This is a genomic window from Yinghuangia aomiensis (assembly GCF_039542225.1).
Classification (GTDB): Bacteria; Actinomycetota; Actinomycetes; order Streptomycetales; family Streptomycetaceae; genus Yinghuangia; species Yinghuangia aomiensis.
In genome coordinates this window covers 38,928-60,359 of the sequence record NZ_BAABHS010000033.1, presented here as the reverse complement: position 1 = coordinate 60,359, position 21,432 = coordinate 38,928, and the positions used below count along the sequence as shown (strand labels likewise).

The 21,432-nt window shown below is 70.7% G+C and carries 19 protein-coding genes; 8 read left to right on the top strand and 11 right to left on the bottom strand.

Going from position 1 to position 21,432, the window contains the following annotated elements; all coding sequences use genetic code 11:
- Positions 1-107: 107 nt before the first annotated feature.
- The 3 genes from ABEA93_RS33270 to ABEA93_RS33260 all read right to left on the bottom strand — a co-directional run bounded on the left by ABEA93_RS33270 (position 108) and on the right by ABEA93_RS33260 (position 4,162).
- Positions 108-1,520 carry an ABC transporter substrate-binding protein gene (locus ABEA93_RS33270; RefSeq protein WP_345679621.1) on the bottom strand — a complete coding sequence of 471 codons (1,413 nt, stop codon included), beginning with the start codon at positions 1,518-1,520 and terminating at the stop codon, positions 108-110.
- Positions 1,521-1,845: 325 nt separating this feature from the next.
- Complete coding sequence (locus tag ABEA93_RS33265) at positions 1,846-2,508, bottom strand: neocarzinostatin apoprotein domain-containing protein (protein ID WP_345679620.1); 663 nt, start codon at positions 2,506-2,508, stop codon at positions 1,846-1,848.
- Between the two features lie 406 nt (positions 2,509-2,914).
- The gene (locus ABEA93_RS33260) at positions 2,915-4,162 is read right to left on the bottom strand and encodes a DUF4437 domain-containing protein (RefSeq protein WP_345679619.1); all 1,248 of its coding nucleotides are present in this window, start codon (positions 4,160-4,162) and stop codon (positions 2,915-2,917) included.
- A gap of 110 nt (positions 4,163-4,272) precedes the next feature.
- Between ABEA93_RS33260 and ABEA93_RS33255 the strand changes: the two genes are divergently transcribed.
- Positions 4,273-5,814, top strand: coding sequence for a class I adenylate-forming enzyme family protein (locus ABEA93_RS33255; protein WP_345679618.1), 1,542 nt, complete (start codon positions 4,273-4,275; stop codon positions 5,812-5,814).
- Between the two features lie 54 nt (positions 5,815-5,868).
- Here ABEA93_RS33255 and ABEA93_RS33250 read toward each other — a convergent pair whose 3' ends face one another.
- On the bottom strand, positions 5,869-7,305 hold the full coding sequence (locus tag ABEA93_RS33250) for a dihydroorotase (protein ID WP_345679617.1): 1,437 nt from the start codon (positions 7,303-7,305) through the stop codon (positions 5,869-5,871).
- A gap of 137 nt (positions 7,306-7,442) precedes the next feature.
- On the opposite strand from ABEA93_RS33250, the gene ABEA93_RS33245 reads away from it, so the two are divergent.
- The 7 genes from ABEA93_RS33245 (at position 7,443) to ABEA93_RS33215 (ending at position 15,014) form a co-directional block, all read left to right on the top strand.
- On the top strand, positions 7,443-8,684 hold the full coding sequence (locus ABEA93_RS33245; protein WP_345679616.1) for a CaiB/BaiF CoA transferase family protein: 1,242 nt from the start codon (positions 7,443-7,445) through the stop codon (positions 8,682-8,684).
- Complete coding sequence (locus tag ABEA93_RS33240) at positions 8,681-9,490, top strand: cyclase family protein (RefSeq protein ID WP_345679615.1); 810 nt, start codon at positions 8,681-8,683, stop codon at positions 9,488-9,490. Before ABEA93_RS33245 ends, ABEA93_RS33240 begins: the two co-directional genes overlap by 4 nt.
- Positions 9,487-10,959, top strand: a complete 1,473-nt coding sequence (locus ABEA93_RS33235; protein ID WP_345679614.1) for an MmgE/PrpD family protein — start codon at positions 9,487-9,489, stop codon at positions 10,957-10,959. The genes ABEA93_RS33240 and ABEA93_RS33235 overlap by 4 nt, the downstream gene beginning before the upstream one ends.
- Positions 10,960-11,002: 43 nt before the next feature.
- Positions 11,003-12,067 carry a nitrilase-related carbon-nitrogen hydrolase gene (locus tag ABEA93_RS33230; RefSeq protein ID WP_345679613.1) on the top strand — a complete coding sequence of 355 codons (1,065 nt, stop codon included), beginning with the start codon at positions 11,003-11,005 and terminating at the stop codon, positions 12,065-12,067.
- On the top strand, positions 12,064-13,479 hold the full coding sequence (locus ABEA93_RS33225; RefSeq protein ID WP_345679612.1) for an aldehyde dehydrogenase family protein: 1,416 nt from the start codon (positions 12,064-12,066) through the stop codon (positions 13,477-13,479). Before ABEA93_RS33230 ends, ABEA93_RS33225 begins: the two co-directional genes overlap by 4 nt.
- 40 nt (positions 13,480-13,519) lie before the next feature.
- Positions 13,520-14,293, top strand: coding sequence for a DUF3598 family protein (locus ABEA93_RS33220; RefSeq protein WP_345679611.1), 774 nt, complete (start codon positions 13,520-13,522; stop codon positions 14,291-14,293).
- A 151-nt stretch (positions 14,294-14,444) separates the two neighbouring features.
- Positions 14,445-15,014, top strand: coding sequence for a TetR/AcrR family transcriptional regulator (locus tag ABEA93_RS33215; protein ID WP_345679610.1), 570 nt, complete (start codon positions 14,445-14,447; stop codon positions 15,012-15,014).
- A 223-nt stretch (positions 15,015-15,237) separates the two neighbouring features.
- Here the strand turns inward: ABEA93_RS33215 and ABEA93_RS33210 are convergent, their stop codons facing one another.
- The 7 genes from ABEA93_RS33210 to ABEA93_RS33180 form a co-directional block, all read right to left on the bottom strand.
- Positions 15,238-15,432 carry a ferredoxin gene (locus ABEA93_RS33210; protein ID WP_345679609.1) on the bottom strand — a complete coding sequence of 65 codons (195 nt, stop codon included), beginning with the start codon at positions 15,430-15,432 and terminating at the stop codon, positions 15,238-15,240.
- 30 nt (positions 15,433-15,462) lie between these two features.
- Positions 15,463-16,824: an NADH-ubiquinone oxidoreductase-F iron-sulfur binding region domain-containing protein gene (locus ABEA93_RS33205; protein ID WP_345679608.1), complete on the bottom strand. Its 1,362-nt coding sequence runs from the start codon at positions 16,822-16,824 to the stop codon at positions 15,463-15,465.
- A gap of 20 nt (positions 16,825-16,844) precedes the next feature.
- Positions 16,845-17,531, bottom strand: coding sequence for a biliverdin-producing heme oxygenase (locus tag ABEA93_RS33200; RefSeq protein WP_345679607.1), 687 nt, complete (start codon positions 17,529-17,531; stop codon positions 16,845-16,847).
- A gap of 244 nt (positions 17,532-17,775) precedes the next feature.
- The gene (locus ABEA93_RS33195) at positions 17,776-18,342 is read right to left on the bottom strand and encodes a cupin domain-containing protein (RefSeq protein ID WP_345679606.1); all 567 of its coding nucleotides are present in this window, start codon (positions 18,340-18,342) and stop codon (positions 17,776-17,778) included.
- 6 nt (positions 18,343-18,348) lie between these two features.
- Positions 18,349-19,365 carry an LLM class flavin-dependent oxidoreductase gene (locus ABEA93_RS33190; protein ID WP_345679605.1) on the bottom strand — a complete coding sequence of 339 codons (1,017 nt, stop codon included), beginning with the start codon at positions 19,363-19,365 and terminating at the stop codon, positions 18,349-18,351.
- Positions 19,365-20,270 carry an HpcH/HpaI aldolase/citrate lyase family protein gene (locus tag ABEA93_RS33185; protein WP_345679604.1) on the bottom strand — a complete coding sequence of 302 codons (906 nt, stop codon included), beginning with the start codon at positions 20,268-20,270 and terminating at the stop codon, positions 19,365-19,367. The genes ABEA93_RS33190 and ABEA93_RS33185 overlap by 1 nt, the downstream gene beginning before the upstream one ends.
- The gene (locus ABEA93_RS33180) at positions 20,267-21,430 is read right to left on the bottom strand and encodes an acyl-CoA dehydrogenase family protein (RefSeq protein WP_345679603.1); all 1,164 of its coding nucleotides are present in this window, start codon (positions 21,428-21,430) and stop codon (positions 20,267-20,269) included. The genes ABEA93_RS33185 and ABEA93_RS33180 overlap by 4 nt, the downstream gene beginning before the upstream one ends.
- Between the last annotated feature and the right edge of the window lie 2 nt (positions 21,431-21,432).

The following is a 21,432-nucleotide window of genomic DNA, read 5'->3' as shown; positions in this document are numbered from 1 at the left end:
GCTGAACCGGCATCGCGTGGGACCCGGCAGGCGAAGCCGCGATTAACGACCGCAGCCATCGCCGCCCCGGTCGTCACGCTCAGCGCCGGGCGGCTCGGCGGCGCCGGTCAGCCGCGCAGTCCCAGGCGGTCCATGAGGACGATGCCGTCGTTGAAAAGCTGCACGCCGACGACCTTGTGCGCGCAAACAGCCGCCGCGACGGCTTCCTGGTAGACCCAGAGCGGCACGTCCGCGTCGAGTGCCATTTGGACCTTCGTGTACGCCTCCCGGCGCGCGACAGTGTCCGTTGAGCGGCGTCCCTCGTCGAGGGCGGCGTTCACCTCCGGGTTGTTGTAGAAGCAGCAGTTGGCGGGGCCCGTGCCGTACAGGTAGTTGTAGAGGGCCGGTTCGGGGTCGTCGATCCACAACTGGCCGACTCGGACATCGAACTTGCGTTCCATCGTGGTGCGCCGAATGAACGTCGGCAGGTCCACAATGTCGGCACGCACACTGACGAAGGGATACCGGGCGAGCTGGGCGGTGACGTATTCGGCCAGCCGGTGGCTGCTGGGGTGCTCGGGGGCCAGCAAGGTCGCCGTGAAGGGCTTCGCGCCGTTCTCTGTGACCTTCGCCCACAACGCCGCGGCTCTGCCCGGATCGTTCTCGGCAGCGGCAAGCTGGTTGTTGGCCAGTGGCGTGGTCGCGCTGAAGATGCCGTGTGCGGGCGTGCCTGCTCCCTCGAACGCACTGCTGTTGAGCGCTGCCGCGCTGAGCGAAAGGACCAGCGCCCTCCGGGCATCAGGGTCCGAGAACGGGCCTACCGCCGTGTTGAAACTGAGCATCTGGCCGCCCGACAAGTCCAGTTCGCTGACGTCCAGGGACTTTGCCGCGGCAAGTCGGACTGCCAAAGGATCGATGGTGACGGTCATGTCCGCGTGTCCCTTGGCAATCGTCTCGACCGTGGCCTCGCGCTCCGGCTCCGTCTTGAAGACGACGTGGTCCAGGAACGGCCGACCGGGTTGCCAGTACGACGGGTTGCGGTCGAGCGTCATCGCCTGATTCTTGACCCAGCCGCCGGCCCGGAGGATGAAGGGCCCGGCGCCGACCGGTTGATCGGCGAGTGTCCCGGCCCGAATCGCGCTGGGCGCGGCGATGAACGTCAGATGACGGGCTACGGTCCGGTCGAAATTGGCGTTCGGTGCCGGAAGCCGGATGCGCAGTTCGCGCGGGCTCACGGTGGTGATTTGGAGGCCGACGGCCGCTGCGCGCTGCGGCGAGTGCACTTGCGTCTGGGCATGGCGTTCCCAGTTGATGCGGACCGCCTCGGCGTCGAACGGCTCGCCGTTGCTGAAGGTGAGATCGGGCCGCAGTTTCAGCGACCATGTCTGGCTTGTGCGGTCGACCGGGACAAGGCTTTCCGCCAGTTGACCTTGCACGGTGCCGGTCGCGGAGTCGGTCCAGACGAGAGTGTCGTACAGAGCCGAGAGCCTGCTGCCGTCCGCCGCATTCGCGTAGCCCGCCGCAAACGGGTCCAGGCTCAAGGATTCGCCGCGGAGGAGAACAGTGACGGTGCCACCCCGCCGCGGTAGGGCCGAGCCGCTTGCCGGGCCGCCGGATTCCATGCAAGCGGCCGTCAGTGCGATGGAGGCGGAAAGGGCCAGACGGCCTGCGCGCCCGGTGCGGCGGCCTGGTGCACGTGCGGATCTTCGCCGAAGGGTCTGAATGCGTTCCTCCTGTGGAAGTGGACGGACAATGCGTCGGTCCCCGCCGAGGAGGAACCCTCAGCTGGGACCGACGCGTTTGCGGGCGGAACGCCGGCCGACGCGGTCCGCGTCGGCCGGCCGGCCCTGCACCGCCCGAGGGCCGTCAGTGTGCGGCGCGGGCGCCGCGGCGGCGGACGGCGAGCATGACGATGCCGCCGAACAGCACCAGGGCGCCGCTTACCGCGGCGATGAGCACCGTCTTGCCGCCGTCGCCACCGGTGTGCGCGAGCTCGCTGCCGGGCGCCGGGGACGCGGACTTGGACGGAGCGGAGCCGGACGTGGTGCCCGACGACGAGGCGGGCTTGCTCGGGGTGGTGCCGCCACCGCCCGCGAAGGTGATCGACTTCGTGACCACCGTCGGGCCGCCGGCCTGGCCGATGGTGCTGAGGTCCGTGACGGCGACCTCGCAGGGGTGACCCGCGTCGCAGACGCCGCCCTTTGTGCCGACGGTGCCTATCACGATCTTCAGGGTGGCGGTTGCTCCGCCGTTTGCGTCGGCCTTCTTGGTCACCGCGCCGCCCGCGGCGCAGCCTTCCTGCCCGGTGGCTCCTGCGGCGCACTGGGCGAAGATCAGGGTGTCACCCGCACTGAAACCGGAGGCGGTTACGGTGACTTCCTGCCCCCCGGTGAGCCCGGTGGCCGGCGCAACGGAGATCGTTCCCGCGGCCGCGGCAGATGGTGCGGCGACGACGGCGAGCCCCAGCGACGCCGCGGTGCAGGCGAGGATTGCTCCTCCGCGCCGAACAACGGATATTGCGGATTGCACGGGAACCTCCGGATGTCGGGATAGTGGGGACACCTCGGCCGGACGTCATCGGGGCGAGAGCAGACCTGTGGTACAGATCCATGAACAGGTCCACAACGAACCCATGGAAAGAAACTGCGTTCCTTCCTGCGAAACGCATTGGGCCGAGTGTGCGGCAGCTTAGGTTCCGCGAAATTCGGCGGTCAACGGGGCCCGTGGGATCGCGGGAGATTCGTTACCGTTGTTTCGGGGAGCGGAACACCGGCGAGGCGTTGCCGGACGTCGGCGGCATGCCCGAGCTGGGGGCGCCGGGGCACGGGTGCGCCGCGCCGGGGCCTGCGGGCCCGGCGCGACGCGGGCGGCGGGCAAGTGCTTTCCCGAGCGCGGCCGGCCTACCGCGCGGCCCCCGACTCCGCCGAGACCGTTGTCACATGCCGTCGCCGTCCCAGCGTCCGAGCGAGCGGCTGCGGACCGGCAGCGTCGAGATGATCGGCGGCAGGGGCTTGTCCACGCCCCGCTTCCAAGGCCGGCCGGCACCCCAATTGTGGCGGTGCTCGTCGGTGCGTTCGTCGGGCTGCTCCAGCGTGTTCGGCGCGGGCCAGCCGAGCGCGTCGTGCGTGTGGGGCCGGTCGTGCGCGTGGCTGTGCGCCTCGCCGCCGTCCCCGTGGTCGTGGTCGTGGTCGCCGTGGCCTTGGCCGAGGCGCGCCAGGTCGTAGGCCTTTGCCATCGCCACCAGGCTGCGGTCGGGACCCGTGCCGTGCTGTACGTAGTCGCTGTCCGGGGCGCCTTGCTCCTTCTGGAAGTTCAGCGCGGTGTGCAGGACACGGAGGTCCTCGTCGGAGCGCCAGCTCTGCCCGCCGGCCATGTCGTGCGACGAGTACGACCACGTCATCCGCCCTCCCTCCGGCGAGTAGTTGACCGCGTCGCCTCCCCAGCGGACCCATTCGTTCTGGGTGTACCAGTTCTCCAGTTCGCCGTCGGAGCGCATGAGCCACGTCGTGCCGCCTTCCATCGCGACGAAGTGGCCGTGCTTGACGCGCGCCGGGCGGAAGAAGTAGGTGCCGGGGTCCAAGTCGCCGAAGTTGTACGACATCTTCCCCTCGGTCGTGTACGCCTCCTCGTAGCACGGGTGGTGCGCCAGCCGGTGGTCCGCCCACCCCTCCTGCGCGTACACCAGCCGCGTGTAGAACCCGCTGACCGGGTCGATGTGCAGGTACTTCACGAACAGCCCCGGCATGGGACCCGCGTTCGGCACGGCGAGCCAGTCCATGGCCGCGCTGTCGTGCACCGTGATGTCTTCGCGAGCGCCTTCCCAGCGCGGCGCGGCCGTCGAGTCGACGGCGTCGAATCCGGCGTCGCCGTACTCGCGGTAGTGCAGAATCCTGGCGCCTTCGGAGAAGCGAATCGCCTCGGCAGGGACTCCCTTGGGGGCGTGCACGTAGCCGCCCTTGCCGATGACCCGGTCGCCGTAGTGCATCTCCCCGTCGAGGACGTAGTACTCCGTGTCCGCGTGGTGGATGCCGGGGCCGCGGCCCCAGGCGGTGTGGAAGTCGATGCGGATGGACGACGATCCATCCTCCTCGTCGACGGAGAGCCGACGCTCGCTCGCCCGGCCCTCACCGCCGACCAACTCGGCGGCGTGCCAGATGTAGTCCTTTTCTTGGATTGTCTCCACATGGGGTCGCATTGGCATCCCTCGTTCGGTGGATAATGTTTCGATAGACGGGACGTTGTTCCAATCTTGTGGGTCACGACGTTAGGCCAGCATCCTGTGGGAGGACAAGAGTGGGCATCACTTTCGGGGGCGCGCCCCTGACCATCGTCGACGGCGTGCGCGGCTTCGCCGCGGCGCAGCCGGACATGCCCGCGGTCGTCGACGGCGACCACGTGCTCAGTTACCGCGATCTCGACCGGAGGTCGAACCAGGTCGCGAACGCGCTTTCGGACGCCGGGCTGACGCCCGGCGCGCGCATAGCGGTCCTGCTGGGCAACCGGCTGGAGTACTGCGAGATCGCGGCGGGGGTCGCCAAGGCCGGCATGGTCATGGTGCCGTTGAATCCGCGGCTCACCGAGGCCGAAGTCCGGTACATCGTGGAGCATTCCGGCAGCATCGGACTCGTCGCGGACGACGCGGCGGCATCGGCGGTGGCCGGTGCGCTGTCCGGGTTCCGCACGAAGGTGTGCATCGACGGCGCGCGGAACGGCGAGCCGTACGAGGACGCGCTGGCCGCGGCGTCCGACACCGACCCGGCGCACCCCCTGGCCGAGCAGGACCCGTTCTGCATCGCCTACACGTCCGGAACAACCGGAAACCCCAAGGGGGTCGTGATCTCCCACCGGTCCCGCTCGCTGACGTTCCATATGAGCGCCCTGGAATGGAACCTCGGCGTGGGACGGCGCTCGCTTGCGGTCGCGCCGATGTACCACGGGGCCGGGTTCGCGTTCGGCTATGCCCCGGTGCATACCGGCGGGACCGTGTCCATGCTCCGCGGCTGGAACCCGGAAGCCTGCCTGGCCGCCGTCGAGCGCGACCGCATCCAATCCATGTTCCTGGTGCCGACACACGCGCACACGCTCCGCGCGCTCGGCACCGAGGGCATCGCCGCATACGACCTGTCCAGCCTCGATACCGTGTTCTTCAACGCCGCGGCGCTGCCCGGTCCCCTCAAAGCCTGGGTGCTCGACACGTTCCCCGGCGTGGGCGTGCACGAGCTGTACGGCTCGACGGAATCCGGCATCATCGCGAACCTGCGACCGGCCGACGCGCGGCGCAAGACCGGGTCGGTGGGCCATCCGTGGTTCCACACCGAGGTGCGCGTCGTGAACGCGGCCGGCGCGCAGGCCGCGCCGGGGGAGCCCGGCGAACTGTTCAGCCGCTCGCCATACCTGATGAACGGCTATCTCGACGACGAGCCGGCGACGGATGCCTGTACGACCGACGACGGGTTCGTCACGTGCGGGGACATCGCGATCCGGGACGACGAGGGCTACGTCTACCTGGTCGACCGCAAGAAGGACGTCATCATCACCGGCGGCGTCAACGTCTATCCGCGCGAGGTGGAAGAAGCCGCGCTGGCGCATCCGGCCGTCGACGACGTGGCCGTGGTAGGGCTGCCCGACGAAAAGTGGGGAGAGCGGGTGGTCGCCGTCGTCGTGCTAGCCACGGACACCGACGTCGACCGGGACACGCTGGCGGAGTTCCTGCGGCCGACCCTCGCCGGCTACAAGATCCCGCGCCAACTCTCCGTGGTGGAACGGCTCCCGCGGAACGCGGGCGGCAAGGTCCTCAAGCGGGAGCTGCGCGAGCGGCTGATCGCGGAAGAGTGAGCCGGCGCCGGGCGGGCGCGGCCGACGGCGGTCGGCCGTGCCCGCCCGGCCCGGTCAGCCGCGGTGCAGATAGGCTCCGCTCGGTTCACCGACGACCTCGCCGTCGCGGAACCGGACCTTGCCGCCGACCACGGTGTGGATCGGCCAGCCGGTCAGCTCGACGTCTTCGAAAGGGCAGTGGTCCTGGCCTGAGCGGCACAGTTCCGTGGTCACGGTCTGCGTCTTGTCCAGGTCGACGACCGTCAGGTCGGCGTCGTAGCCGGGCAGCAGATTGCCCTTGGACGTGAGGTTGTAGGCGCGCGCCGGGTTGGTGGACACGGCTTCGACGATGCGCGCCAGCGGTATGCCGCGCTTGACGTGCCCTTCCGAGATCAGGACCGGGTAGAGCAGGGCTGTTCCGCCGAACCCCGGTGTGGCGGGCCAGACCTGATCCCCCTTCAGTTCCTCCATGCAGCAGGCGTGGTCGGAGGCCACCCAGTCGAGTTCGCCGGCGGCGAAGCGTTCCCAGAGCGCCTCGTTGTCGGCGGAGGTGCGGATCGGCGGGTTGACCTTGCCACCCAGTCCGCCGCGGGCGTCGAGGGTGTCGTGGTCGAGGCACAGGTGGTGCAGGGTCGTCTCGAAGCGCATGTCGATGTGCGGGTAGGCGCGGCGGGCCTGGACCGCCGCGGCGGCCGCGTCCGCGCTCGACAGGTGCAGCAGGTTGATGTTCGTGCCGGTGTGCGAGGCAATCGTGGTCGCCTCGCCGATGGCCACCCGCTCCGTCAGCGGCGGACGGCCTTCGTGGTACGCCTTGAGCGTCTGCGCGTCCCCGGCGGCCTTCACCCGGTCGATGAACACCCTCATCAGTTCGCTCTGTTCGCAGTGAAGTGACAGTGAAAGCCGCAGATGCGGGTGCTCGGCCTGGGCTTCGGAGATCTTCTCCATGAGCAGGAAGAGATGCCCCAGGTCGTATTCGTCGCCCATCGTGAACGCCCGCGCGTCGCGGCTGTTCGACGCCAGGTCGAAGCCCTTGTAGAACATGTAGTACTTGAACGAGGTCACCCCGTGGTCGCGCACGAGCGCGGGGATCTCCTCGATCTGGGCGACCGTCATGGGCGCCAGGTGGAAGCCGTAGTCCGTCCACGCCTTGCCGTCGACGGCGGCGAGTACCTCGGGGAAGAGGTCGAGGTAGGGCCCGGTCTTGTTGAGGTAGTGCGCGCCGGTCCGGAAGTACGACACGACCGTGGTCGCGCCACCGACCAGCGACGAGCGGGTTTCCTCGTATGCGTCGACGGCTAGGTCCCGGTAGATGCCGAGGTGGAAGTGCGCGTCGACGGCGCCGGGCAGCACTGCCTTGCCGCGGGCGTCGAGGACGTCGTCGGCCTCCGCGGCCGGGATGTCCGCGGCGATCGAGGCGACTTTGCCGTCGCGGACCGCGAGGTCCGCGCGCATGGTGCTGCCGCCCGGCAGCATGATCGTGCCGTTCTTGACCGCGAGTTCGTAGAGGGCCATGGGTGTCGGTTCTCCGTCCGCACGAGCGAGATGACGCAAAACTGAGACAGCGTTTCGCTGGATGGAATGCTCTGGCTATGATGACAATAGGGCCGCCGATGAGGCCAGCCAAGGGACATGGACGGAGAAGCCCCTTCATGACGACCGATGCGCAGCCGGCCGACCGGCGCCGCGACCCTCCCCTCGCCGGGGTGACCGTTCTGGACATCGCAACACTGTTCGCCGGACCCATGGCGGCGACGATCCTGGGTGACTACGGCGCCGATGTCGTCAAAATCGAACACCCCACGCGCGGCGACCCCGTCCGCGACCACGGCCCCAGCAAGGACGGCGTCGGCCTGTGGTGGACCATGCTCGGCCGCAACAAGCACGCCGTCGGCCTCGCGCTCAACAGGCCCGAAGGCGCCGAGATCCTGCTGCGCCTGATCCGGGACGCGGACGTGCTGATCGAGAACTTCCGCCCCGGGACGCTGGAACGATGGGGCCTCGGACCGGACCGCCTGCACGAAGCCAACCCGCGCCTGGTGATTGCCCGCGTCACCGGCTTCGGCCAGTTCGGGCCGTACGCGCGCCGCCCCGGCTTCGGCACCCTCGCCGAGTCCATGAGCGGGTTCGCCGCCATCACCGGCGAACCCGAAGGCCCCCCGACCCTCCCGCCGTTCGGCCTCGCCGACGGTATTGCCGCACTCACCGCCGCGCAGGCCGTGATGACCGCGCTGTACGAACGCGACACCCGCAGCGGCCGCGGCCAAGTCGTGGACCTGGCCATCATCGAGCCGATCCTCGCGGTCCTCGGCCCGCAGCCGATCGTCTACGACCAGTTGGGCGTCGTCCAGCAGCGGACCGGCAACCGGTCCGTGAACAACGCGCCGCGCAACACCTACCGGTGCCGGGACGGCAAGTGGGTCGCCATCTCCACCTCCGCGCAGAGCATCGCGGAACGCGTCATGCGGCTCGTGGGGCACCCGGAAGTCATCGACGAACCCTGGTTCGCCGCGGGCGTCGACCGCGCCGCGCACGCGGACGAGTTGGACGCCTATGTAGGTGCGTGGATCGCCGACCGCGATCTCGCCGACGTCGTCAAGGCGTTCGAGGCCGCCGAAGCCGCGGCCGCGCCCATCTACGACATCGCCGACGTCTTCGCAGACCCGCAGTACCGCGCCCTGGACACGGTGACCACCGTCGAAGACCCGGTGCTCGGACCGGTGCGCATGCAGAACCTGCTCTACCGGCTTTCCGCAAGCCCCGGTCGCATCGCCTGGACCGGGAGACCGCGCGGCGCCGACACCTTCCGCGTGCTGAGTTCCCGTCTGGGACTCCGCGCCGAGGAACTGGGCCGCCTCGCCGACGCCGGCGTGATCACGGGGGAATCCGCATGACGTTCGATTGGTCCGCGCTCGACAACGCTCGCGTGTTCGATCTGGCGCAGCCGATGCGTCGCGGAATGCCGCAGTCGCCGAACCACCCGCCGTTCCAGATGTCCCTGGTCCGCAGACACGGGGACTACATCCGCGATGACGGGTCGTCCGCCGCCAACGAGGTGATCGTCACCGGCGGGCACGTCGGCACCCACGTCGACGCGCTCGCGCACGTCAGCCACCGAGGGCGTCTGCACGGCGACGTCGACGCGTTCTCCGTCATGTCCCACGAAGGATTCGCGAGGCTGGGGATCGACGGCTTCACACCCTATGTCGGGCGCTGCGTCCTCCTCGACGTCGCGCGCCTGCACGGTGTCGAGACTCTGCCGCCCGGCTACGGCATCACCGCCGAAGACCTGGCCGAAGCGGAGAAGGCGACCGGCACCACCGTGCGGTCCGGCGACGCCGTCCTCGTCGGCAGCGGCTGGTCCCGGCTGTGGGACCGCCACGACGACTTCGTGGGAGCACGCGACGGCGTTCCGGGACCCGACGAGAGCGCCGCCACCTGGCTCGTCCGAGCGGGGGTGCGCCTGGCCGGCGGCGAGACCATCGCGTTCGAGCAGATCAAGCCCGGCGCCGGCCACGCGCTCCTGCCGGTCCACCGGATGTTCCTGGTCGACCACGGCATCAACATCGTCGAAACGATGCGGCTCACCGAACTGCTCGACGCCGGCGTCACCGAATTGATCCTCGTGCTCGCACCCCTGAACATCGTCGGCGCCACCGGCGCGCCCGCCCGCCCCCTCGCGGTGGTGACGGACCGATGACGGACGCACGCACGCAGGTGCAGACACTGGCGGAGTTCGCCGTCGCCTGCCGGGAACGCCCGCTGCCCGACGACGTCGCCGACGACGTCGTGCACCGCATCCTCGACACGGTCGGCAACTGCCTCGCCGGCCGAGCCGAGTCCGCCGGTGGGAACGCCCCCGACGCCGCGGTCCTGCGCATGGTGACGGGCTGGGGCGGAACCCCGGAAGCCGGCGTCATCGGCAGCGGCGAACGGCTGCCGGCGCCGAGCGCCGCACTCGCGAACGGCACCTTCGCCCACCTGCTCGACTTCGACGACACCCACCTGCCCAGCGTCCTGCACCCGTCCGCCAACGTCGTCCCGGCCGCCCTTGCGGCCGCCGAAGCCGCAGGCGCCGGAACCCGCGAACTGCTGGCCGCGACAGCTGCCGGAATAGAGGTGGCCAACCGGCTCGGGATGGCGTCCTACCTGCCGGACCTGGGCAACTCGGTGTTCTTCGAGAAGGGCCTGCACGCCACGTCGATCTGCGGCACGCTCGGCGCCGCGACCGCGGCCGGCCTGCTGCACGGCCTGGACGCCCCCGCCCTGGCGTCGGCACTCGGCATCGCCGCCAGCATGGGGGCGGGCCTCATCGAGGCGAACCGCACCGGTGGCAGCGTCAAACGCATCCACTGCGGATGGGCGGCGCACAGCGGCGTGACCGCCGCCGCCCTGGCCGCCGCCGGAGTCACCGGGCCGCCCACCGTCCTCGAAGGAAGGTTCGGCTTCTTCAACGCCTACCTGGACGGCGCCTACGACGCCGACGCCCTCCTCTACGGGCTCGGGGACCGGTGGGAACTGCTCCGCACGGTGTACAAGCCCTATCCCAGCAACCACTTCACCCACCCCGGAATCGACTGCGCCCTCGCGCTGCGCGCCGCGGGACTGACCGCGGCCGACGTCGAGCACGCCGAACTCGGCGTGGCCGCACCGGTGCTGCGGACCATCGGTGAACCCCGCGCCCACAAAGTTCGGCCTGAGAGCGGCTACCACGCGAAGTTCAGCGGCCCCTACACCGTCGCCCGCGCCCTGCTCGGCGGCGGCGGACTCGGCCTGCACCTCGACGACTTCACCGACGACAAGGCCGCCGACCCGCGGCTTCGGGCACTCGCCGAACGGATCGACGTGGTCGCCGACGAACGCGCGACACGCCTGTTCCCCACCGCGTTCGCGGCCGTACTCCGCGTCACCACGCACTCGGGCGCCGCGCTCGAACACCGGGTGGACTCGTCGCGCGGCGGACCCGGCAGCCCGCTGTCGCGCGCCGACGTCCTGCACAAGTTCCGCCTCAACGCGGCACGGATGCTGTCCGCCGAACACACCGGACGGCTCGTCGACGCGTTCGCCGGAATGGCCGAACCCAACGGCGACTTCGCCGACGTCATGAAGCTCGTGTGCACCACCCCCGAGACGTCGCCGCGCGACCACCCCACCGCGGTCCCCTCGTGACCAGTTGCCCCCGCTCCCGCCGACACGAACCGGAGGTCCGGCGATGACCCAGCCGCCGTCAGCCCACCCCGCACCACCGGCCACGGCCTTCCGCGCCGTCGCACTCCAGACCGCGACCCGCGCGGTCAACGGCCTCGGCGAGACCGAAGCCCGCGAAGCGATCACGGCCGCCATCGACCGGATCACCCCGCAAATCGCCGCCGCCGTCTCCTGGCACGGCGACGACACCCGCCTCGTCGTCCTGCCCGAGTACGCGCTCACCGGTTTTCCCATGGGCGACACCATCGAAGGCTGGGCCGCCAAAGCCGCACTCGCTCCGGACGGCCCCGAGTACGACCTGCTGGCCGCCGCCGCCCAGCGGCACCGCATCCACCTGGCCGTGAACGCCTACGAGACCGACCGGCACTATCCCGGGCTGTACTTCCAGGCCGGCGTCGTCTTCGGCCCCACCGGCGACACCGTGCTCCGCTACCGGCGGCTGCACTCGATGTACACCCCCAGCCCGTACGACGTCTGGGACTCCTACCTCGACCACTACGGCCTCGACGCCGTCCTGCCCGTCGCCCGCACCGACATCGGCAACCTCGCCGCCGCGGCCAGCGAGGAAATCCTGTACCCGGAACTGTTCCGCGCCCTGGCATTCCGCGGTGCCGAGATCTTCGTCCACGCGACGAGCGAAGCCAGCAGCCCCGACCCCACGATCAAGGAATACGCGCGCCGCTGCCGCGCGGCGGAGAACCTCGCCGCCGTGGTCTCCGCCAACAGCGCCGGAATCACCGGCATCCCGCTGTCCGGCGACTCCACCAACGGGCACTCCGAGATCGTCGACCACTTCGGACGGTCCCTCGCCCGGGCCGACTCGGGCGAATCCCTCGTCGCGGCCGCCGAGATCGACCTCGCGGCACTGCGCCGCGAACGCAGCCGCCCCGCCATGAGCAACCTCCCCGCCCGCGTCAAATCCACGCTGTGGGCAGGGGAGTACGCGAGTCATCCCGTCGACGAGCCAAACGGCCTCAAGGGCGCCGCCCCCGAACGCGCGTTCTTCGCGGCCCGCCACCGCGAGAACATCGCCCGCGCCGTCCGCTTCGCCACCGGAGACCCGGCGTGAACGACATCGGCGTGCACGATCCACGCACGGGCCGGATCGAACGCCGCCTCACGCCCCCGAGCCGCGACGAACTCGCCCGGATCGCCGCAGACGCGCGGGCCGCCCAGCCTGCCTGGGAAGCCCGCGGGCCGCGCGGCCGCGCCACCGCGCTGCGGGCCTTGGCGGACGCCTTGGACAAGCACGCCGACACCCTCCTCGACGCGCTCGTCCGGGACACCGGCCGCGCCTACGAATCCCGCATGGAGGCCGGCCAGGTCGCCGCCATGGCCCGGCGGTGGGCCGACGCCGCCGAGCCGCTTCTGACAACCGCACCGCGTCCTTCGTCGGTCCTGCCCGGCATCACCCTGGAGACGGCGCCGCGGGCCTACCCGCTCGTCGGCGTCATCACGCCGTGGAACTTCCCGCTCCTGCTCGGCCTCATCGACGCGATCCCGGCGCTCGCCGCGGGATGCGCCGTCGTGGTGAAGCCGAGCGAGGTCACCCCGCGGTTCATCGCGCCGCTGCGCCGCGTCATTGCGGAAGTCCCGGACATCGCCAAGGTGTTGGCGGTCGTCGAAGGCGGTGCGCCGACCGGTGCCGCGCTCGTCGGCCTGGTCGACCTGGTGTGCTTCACCGGCAGCGTCCCGACCGGCCGCATCGTCGGCGCCGCGGCGCAGCGCCGCTTCATCCCCGCGTTCCTCGAACTCGGCGGCAAAGACCCGGCGATCGTCCTGCCCGGTGCCGACCTCGACCGCGCCGGCTCGGCACTGCTGTGGGGCGCGTGCGCCAACGCGGGCCAATCGTGCCTGTCCATCGAACGCATCTACGTGCACGCGTCCGTTCACGACGAGCTGGTCGGCCTGCTGACGGCCAAGGCCGAACAGGTGAACCTCGCCTACCCCGAGCCCTCCGACGGCGCGATCGGCCCGCTCATCGACCCGGACCAGGCCGCCGTCATCGCCGCCCAACTCGCCGACGCCCGGGCGAAAGGCGCGGTCGTCGCCACGGGCGGCCGCATCGAACGGCACGGCGGCGGCCACTGGATCCGCCCCACCGTGCTCACCGCCGTCGACCACACCATGACCGTGATGCGGGAGGAGACGTTCGGCCCGCTCATGCCCGTGATGCCGTTCGGCACCGAAGACGAGGCCGTGGCGCTGGCCAACGACTCCGACTACGGCCTGTCCGGCGCGGTCTTCGGCCCTGACCCGGCCGCCGCCCGCGCGGTCGCCCGCCGCCTCGACGTCGGCGCGGTCAGCATCAACGACGCCGCCCTGACCGCGCTCGTCCACGAAGGCGAAAAGCACTCGTTCCGCTACAGCGGCCTCGGCGGTTCGCGCATGGGCGACGCGTCGCTCCGGCGCTTCGTCCGGAGCCAAACCCTGATCGACAACTCCACCACGGGCCGCGACCCGTGGTGGAACACGCCGTGAACGCCCGACGGCATAGCCGCACATTCCACCAAGGAGAACCATGGGAATCCGCGAAGGCATGCCCCTGCTCGCCAAGCACGAGGGCGACTGGGAAGGCACGTACACGTACGTCGACCCGGAAGGCAAGGTCGTCGACCAGCACCGGTCACACCTGACCTGCGCTTTCCCCGCGGATGGCGAGTACCAGTACCACCAGACGAACACCTACACCTGGCCCGACGGCCGTACCGAGGTCCACCGGTTCCCCGGCACCTACGACGGCTACGGCCGCATGCACTTCGACACCGACCGCATGAAGGGCATCACCTGGGGACTCGACGAGAACACCATCTACCTGACCTGGATCTACAAGGCCGAAGGCGAAGACCTGCGGCTGTTCGAGCTGATCGTCCTCTCCGACGACGGCCGGCACCGCACCCGCACGTGGCAGTGGATCCGCGACGGCAAGGTCGAGATGCGCACCCTCATCAACGAAACCCGCGTCGAAGCGGCCGCGTCCGCCGCCGACAATCCGTTCAGCGCGCAGATCATCGGGGCGGTCGTCGACCACATGAACCTCGACCACCCCGAGGACGCGCTGCTGATCGTCCAGGCCCTCGGCGGCCGCCCGAGCGCCACCGCGGCCGAGACCCTCACGTTGGACGGCATCGGGATCGCGTTCAGAGCCGTGGTCGACGGCACCGAAGAAACCGTGCGTGTGCCGTGGAGCACGCCGATCACCGAACGTCCGCAGATTCGGGTCGAGGTGACCCGAATGTATTACGATGCGTGTGCTGCGCTGGGCGTCGAGCCCAGGCCCGCCGAAGAGCGCTAAACGGCGGCACCGCCCGCGGTTTCCACCCGAGCAGCCCGGCCGTGCCGGGCTGCTCGGCCGTTCCCAGGGAGGCATTCCGACGGTGCCGAGAATCTCCGGGGCTTCGCTCGAAGAACACCGCGGCCGGACCAACGCCCGGATCTTCGCGGCGATGACGCGACTCTTGGGAGAACGCGGCTACGACGCGATGACGCTCGCCGACATCGCGACGACGGCCGGCCTGGCGCGAACCGCGATGTACAACTACTACCCCGACAAGGAATCGCTGCTCATCGCCTTCACGGCGCACGAGACCGCGAGCTATCTGGAACGCCTGGACGCCGAACTCGACACCGTGTCGACGCCGATCGACCGACTGCGGGTGTTCATCCGCATCCAGCTCGACCACCTCGCCACCCGGCATATCGGTGCCGGTTCCGTGGCGGGCGTACTGAGCGAGGACGGTGAACGGAGGATGGCCGAGCACATCGCCCCGCTGGCGGATCGGCTGCGCGCCATCATCCGTGCCGGCGTCGAACAGCGCTACCTGGCCGCGGAAGACGTCGATCTGTTGGTCCCGCTGGTGACCGCGACCATCGCCGGACGCAGTACCGCCGACCTGACCGCGGACCGCCTGGAACACGCGATCGACGCCACGACGAGTTACGTCCTGCGCGGACTCGGCGCCCGCGTGGGCAAGGACGGCAAGGCGAGGCGCCTGCCGGCGTCGGCAGCGGACTGAACCGGACTGAATCTCCCGTCGGCGGCCCTGGGTGAGCACAGGGCCTTTCCGGCCGACTGCCGCCGCAGACTCCGGGAGTCGCGCGGGCGGGGGCCGTGCCGAAACGCGGCAACGGCGGAGAGGGTCTCCCTCCGCCGTTGTCTTGCGCCGCCTCGTGGGCCGCGCCCCCGCAGTTCGCGTTCCGCCGGGATGACCGGGGCCGGTGGAAGGCGCGCCGGGCCGCTCAGTCGTGCAGGCTGATCGCCTGCTCCGGGCACGCGGACACGGCCGTGCGGGCGTCGGCGAGCTGCTCGTCGTCCAGATCGTCCGTGACCAGGATGCGCGGGTAGCCGTCGTCGTCCGTCTCGAAGAGCGCGGGCGCAAACCGTGAGCAGTAGCCGCGGCCTTCGCAGCGTGCGGCGTCGATGCGGACCTTCATCAGGGCTCCTTGCCGAAGAATGCGTGGTTGTCAGGCGGTGGCGTGCGGGAGTCGGACCCGGAACCGGGTTGCGGTGGTGGGCTGTTCGGGCACCCGCGCGGCGCATACCTGGCACGGGCCGGCCAGGTGGGCGTCGAGTTCCGCGGCGAAGTGCTCGTCGAGCGTGCGCAGCAGCATGGCCAAGGCGTCCGGGAGGGCGCAGTTTCCGCGGCCCGGCAGTGCCGCGGTGCGGCGGCGAAGGAGCGCCAGGTTCTCGGCAGTCCCGACGCCCCGGGCGATCGCGATGAGCTGCTCGGCCGCGACGTGCGTGCCGCGGACGCACGCGCCGCATTGGCCGGCGCTGGACGCCGCGAGGAACGACGCCGCGTCGGCGGCGGCGGCCACCGGGCAGTCGCCGTCCTCGACGAGGATCACCGCGCCGCAGCCGAGCAGGGACCCGTGCGCCCGCAGGGTGTCGTGGGAGGCGGCGGCGCCGAGCACGTCGGGACGCCAGATGCCACCCGCGAATCCGCCCATGAGGACGGCGGATACGCCGTCCACGCTGCCGCGCACCCGCTCGACGGCGGCCGCCACGGCAGCGGTGGCCTCCGCTTCGCACACCCACGCGTCGCCACCCGCGACGACCGTGAGCAGCACCGTGTCGCCGGCCGACGCCCCCGGCTCGCCGCGCGCGGCAAGGGCGACGCGGGCGAGCGTCTCCACGTTGGAGACCAGAGTGGGACGGCCGCCCACGCCTTGCTCGTACGGGCGCGGGGGCTTCGGCAGCGGCAGGGCGACGTCACCGCCGAGCGCCCGGACCACCGCGGTTTCCTCTCCGGCCACGTACGACGGCGTCACCTCGACGAGCGTCGGCGCGAATGCCGGAAGGCGGAGACCGGCCGGCCCGACCGGGTCGGGCCCGGCACTGTCCGTCGCGCCCGCCCCCAGGCCGTCTTCGGCGAGTTCGGCAAGGGCTTGGCGGACCGATGCGGCGGCCTCGGCGTCGGAGACATAGACGAAAGCAGTGTCGGCGCCTACGGCATGCGCCGCGTGGCGCAGGCCGTCCAGAACCAGGTGCGGCCGGTTGCGCAGGAGCCGGCGGTCTTTGGCGGACGCGGGTTCGCCTTCTTCGCCGTTGGCGACGGCGACCCGGGGACCGGGCGCCGCCGCAACGGTGTCCAGCTTGACCGCGGTGGGGAAGCCCGCACCGCCCGCACCGCGCACCTCGGCCGCGCGCACCGCCGCGCGGATGGCGGACGGTTCGGCCAACGGCGGGTAACCGCCCCTGGTTCGGTACTCGTTCAGCGTTTCCCGGCCTTCGCCGTCCCGGTCGGCCATGATGCCGACCCCGGTGGCGAGAGCCTCCGCGCGGCGCACAACCGGGAGCGCGTCGGTGGCGTTGTGGGCCTCCATCACGGACGTTCCCCGGTCTCTCAGCTGTGGTCGAGCAGGTAGCGCGACAGGTCGCGGCCCAGCTCCGCGAGGACCTTGGTGTTCACGCGGTACGCGATCAGGGCCTCGTCAATGACCTTTTGCTGCTCCTCGTCCGACCACGCGACGGTGTCGAGCAGAAGGCGGTAGTCGACCTTGAACGCCTTGAAGTCCTCGATCTCGGGGAAGAGGTAGAACGCCACGCCCTTGCCGCCGGCGAGCTGCTCGGGGAACGCGCGCTCCAGCGACGCCCGGATGACCTGGCCGCCGGACAGGTCGCCCAGGTATCGGGTGTAGCTGTGTGCGACGTACCCGCCCGGCCAGTCGAAGCAGACCTCGCGCATCCGCGCGACATACTCCTTCGTGGCTTCGTTGGGCGCGATGCGGTCGCGCCAGTCTTCCCCGATCAGGTGCTCCAGGTCCTCTTCAAGGGCCTTGGTGCGGAGCAGGGAGTCGAACACGAACTTCCCGCCGACCGCGTCGCCGCGCATCGCCTCGGCGGCTTCCTCCAGGACGACATAGGCGAAGTAGTGCTGGGCGACCATGTCGGTGTAGCCGGAGATGTCCAGCTTTCCGCCCAGCATGGCCTGCATGTACTCGGTGTACTCGGCCTTCTCGTGGTCGTCCCACGTGACGGTCTTGAGGGCCTCGGAGAACTTGGCGCTGGCGGATATGGCTTCGGCGGACATGAGGGATCCCCTCCGGGAGTCGGATCGAGACACAGATGTGGACACGCGCGTGATGCGGCGTACGTCGGCAGGGCCGGATCGGCACGAAACTTTCCCGACGTTCTGTCGGTTACATTACGACAAGCTGTCGCGATATTCCAAGAGTCATCGGAACATCGTTCCATTTTGGCGAGGGTGTGGCTCGGGCGCGGCCGTAGCCGGCTATGTACGGCTGCGCGCGGCGGTGTGTGACGTGCTGTGCCGGCTACGGCCAGAAGCGGACGAACGCCGGCTCCGCCAAGCGGGGGGCCGGATGCCCCGCGGGAACCCACGCCCATTGCCAGGACCGGGGGTACAGCAACTCCCGGTCCCGGCGCGCGTCGACGGGTTCAGGCTTCGTCGGCGGCTTCGTCGGCGGCGCGCACGACGGACGGGGGGCCGTTCGCGCCGGTCCCGGACCGCGGTGCGGCACCCACGTCGGCGGGCCGGAGAACCAGGCCACGGCCAACGCGCCGGACGGGGCGGTGCTGTCGAAGCGGAGCGCGCCGGCCGGCAGCCACGCCCACGCGCCGGCGTCGTAGCGCTGTCCGCTGACGGCCAGGCCGCCGCAGAGCACCAGGAACTCCTCACTCGCGGTGTAAGCCCCGGCGGCGGCCCGCGACCATCCGTGCGGGAAGGCCACCAGCGACACGCTCGCCTTGGTCGCGCGGTCGTGGTGGAGGCGCAGAAGCCGGACCGGGGGAGACGACTCCGGGATTGTCGTCGTCGCCCACCCCCGCCCGTCGCCGTCCGCCACCGCGCGCAGATCCAGGCGTCGGACGGATGTGCCCACGCCCGGCTACAGGGTGGCGATCAGGTCGATGATGCGGTCCTGGCAGAGACGCGTCACCGACGGATCGACACCGTGCGTGGACGGCGAGAGCTTCACGCTGTCGGCGATCCCGTCGAAGGCCATGATCCGGCGCCGCACGTCGTCCGCCGTCCCGGCCGCGGTGACGGCATCCACCATGTGGTCGGGTGCGGCGCCGGCGAGGTCGTCGGCCGCCGCGCCGGAGCGGAACGCCGCCATCACGGCGTCGTGTTCCGCGGCCATTCCGTGCGCGGCCCAGAAGTCCGCGTAAGTGCGCACAGATCCGTAGAACCCGACGGTGCCGGCCGCCCACCGCCGCGCCACCGCCGGATCGTCGTCGATGGCGCACAGCACGGATGCCACGACATCGAGGCTGCCGCGGGTCCGGCCCGCGCGCGCCAACCCTTCGGAAAGACCGGGCAGGATGGCATCCGCCAGATACTGCGGCGAGTGCAGCTCGTGGGAGATCCATCCGTCGCCGATCTCCCCGGCCAGCCGGGTCATCGCCGGCCCCATGGCCGCCAAGTACACCGGAATCGCGGCCCGTTCCTGGTGGAACGGCCGCTGGTAGCCGCGAATCCGCATCGGCTCGTGGGTGCCGGGCAGATCGATCGGCTTGCCGCCGGCGGCCTCCGCCCAGAACGCGCGAATGTTCCGCACGGTCTCCCGCATGTGGGCCACCGGCTTGCCGAACCGGGCGTTGTGCCAATCCTCGTTGAGGCGCTGCACACCGCTGCCCAACCCGAGGATGAACCGGCCGCCGGAGATCTCGTCCAGGTCGAGTGCCTCCAAGGCCTGCACCATCGGACTGCGGGTGAACGCCAGGGCGATACCGGTGCCGAGCTGTGCCGTCTCGGTCGCCCGCGCGAGCGCGGCGAGGGGTACCGTCGCGCTGCGGTGCAGTTCGGGAATCCACACGACCTCGGCCCCGGCGCGTTCCGCTCGCCGAGCGGCGTCGGCCATTTCGTCGATCGTCTCGCCCCACGGGCCGTACGTGATGCGCATCAGGACTCCCCGCCCGAGCGTGCCGCCGCGACCGTGCGACGGGCACTCCGCACGACCGCCAGGTCCACCATGCGCCCGGCGGCGTCGACGAACACGCCGCTCCCCGCCGCGACGGCCGCCTCGTATCCCGCGACGAGCGCGCGAGCCTGGTCGACTTCTTCGGCGGTCGGAGTGAACACATCGTGGACCACGTCGAGTTGCGCCGGATGGATGCACGCCCGGCCGCGGTACCCGAGACGCCGCAGCGCCTCCGTCGACTGCCGCAGGGCCGCAAGGTCGGTGAAGTTCGTGGACGCGGGCCCCACGGGAGGCTCGATACCCGCGGCCGCCGACGCCAGCACCACCTGGCTGCGCACCCACAGCAGCTCGCTCTCGTCGGGCCCGGTCTCGACACCGATTTCGGCCCGCAGGTCGGCCTCGCCCACTTGGAGACGCTGCACGCGCGGCGCGGCGGCGATGTCCCGGGCCGCCAGAATGGCCGCGGCGGACTCCAGCAGCGGGGACACCGCGATCCGGCCCGCCGGCAGGCCGCGTTCGTGCTCCAGCGCGTCCAGGAGCGCCACGACCTCGGCGACGTCGTCGGCGGACTCGGTCTTGGCCACGCAGATACCCGCCACAGCGGGTCCGATTACCGCCTTCAGATCGGCCCGCCCGGCCGCCCCGGGGTTGATCCGCACCCACACGGCGGGCGTCGGCTCGGCGCCGTCGGCCCCCGCCGGGCGCAGGCCGCCCAGGAAGTCCGCGACGATTCCCCGGGCCTCCGCCTTCGCGGCAGTCGGGACGGCGTCCTCCAAATCGACGATGAGCGCGTCGGCGCCGCGGGCCACGGCCTTGGCGAGCACCTGCGGACGGTCTCCGGGCACATAGAGATGAGACCGCAAAGCCGCTGCGGAGTCGGACGTCATCCGACACGCTCCTTTCCGGAAACCAGCGAACGGGCGATGACCGTGCGGATGACGTCGCTGGTGCCTTCGCCGATGACCAACAAGGGAGCGTCGCGGTAGAGGCGTTCCACCGTGAACTCCTGCGAGAACCCATGCCCGCCGTGGATGCGCATGGCCTCCAGCGCGGCGGTGGCCGCGGTCTCGGAGGCGAAGAGCTTGGCCATGCCGGCCTGCATGTCGACGCGTTCGCCGCGGTCGGCGCAGGACGCCGCCCAGTAGACGAGCAGGCGCGCCGCCTGGATGTTCGTGGCCAAGTCGGCGAGTTTGAGCTGGATCGCCTGGAACTCGGCGATCGGCTGTCCGAAGGCGTGGCGTTCGCGGGCGTACTTGAGGGCGGCGTCGTAGGCGGCCTGGGCGACGCCGAGCGACCGGGACGCGACGTTGATCCGCCCGGTTTCGAGACCGGACAGCACCTGCTGCATGCCGCGGCCTTCCACGCCGCCGAGGAGGTTCGCCTTCGGCACCTTGGCGCCGTCGAAGACCACCTCGCACGACTCTGGGCCCTTGTAGCCCAGCTTCGGCAGGTCGCGGCTCACCGTGAAGCCTGGAGTTCCCTGCTCGACGAGCAGCACGCTCATACCCCTGTGCGCGGGCGACGCGTCCGGATCGGTCTTCACCAGCACGGGCAGCGGGTCGGCGTACCGGGCGTTGGTGATCCACGTCTTGCTGCCGGTGACCACGTAGTGGTCGCCCTTCAGGACCGCGCGCGTTCCGATGCCCTGCAAGTCGGTGCCGGCGCCGGGCTCGGTCAGGGCCAGCCCGGAGCGCCGCTCGCCGGTCGCCAGTTGCGGCAGGTAGCGCGCCTTCTGATCCTCGGTGCCGTGCCGTGCGATCAGCCAGCAGGAGAGCGAATGCGAGCCGAGGATGCCGGCGACGCCCATCCAGCCCTTCGAGATCTCCTCGAAGACGAGGGCGAAGCTCACCATGTCGAGACCGAGACCGCCGTACTCCTCGGGCACCGTCATGCCGAACAGGCCCAACTTCTTCATCGTCTCGACGATTTCGGTCGGGTAGCGGTTCGTGCGCTCCCACTCCTGGGCGACCGGGGTGACCTCCTTCGCCACGAAGTCGCGGATCGTGTCGCGGAACAGGCGTTGTTCGTCGCTGAGTTCGAAATCCATCG